This is a genomic window from Achromobacter sp. 18P8.1.1, from assembly GCF_057799415.1.
Genome location: NZ_JBYOKH010000100.1, coordinates 1 through 514, shown reverse-complemented (window position 1 = coordinate 514; position 514 = coordinate 1). Strand labels below are relative to the sequence as shown.

Below are 514 nucleotides of genomic sequence, written 5' to 3'. Positions count from 1 at the left end.
GACACTGGGTAGCCGGCAGATGGATGCGATCCAGAACGGAACGGGCACCCTGCAGGGCCGGCCAATTCCATCCGTAGTGGGTGCAATAACTGCTGCATCCGGCGCGTTTGCTTTGACGTCTCGCGGCGGCTCCGCTGGGGCCTCCATGTTGGTAACCGAACCTACGGGGTCGGCAAATTCGGACCTGGTCACATTTGACCTTTCCAGGGTTGCCCGCACGTCGAGCGAAACCCGGCCGGCGAACGTTGCGTTTCACCCTCGAATCCATGCCTAATTTCAAGCATGAATCCGGGGGTAATAGGCGGTGTTTAAACCGCGAGTTTCGGTCGAGGTTCTGGCGGCACGGGAGAGGTCGAACCTCGCGCGGTGGTAAGTGACATCCCCTGCACCGTATCCCCCACTGCCCGCAACCTGCATGGCAAACGGGCCGCTGGAAACGGCGACCAGGCTCGGGAAATCACCGACCGAACCAACCACATTTTGCAGGGCATCCGACTGGCGGCCTCCCAGCGGT

The 514-nt window shown here is 61.5% G+C and carries 1 pseudogene; it reads right to left on the bottom strand.

Annotated features, from left to right (window positions below):
- Positions 1–276: 276 nt before the first annotated feature.
- Positions 277–514, bottom strand: a pseudogene (locus AC27VE_RS30720) (hypothetical protein); the annotation flags it as partial.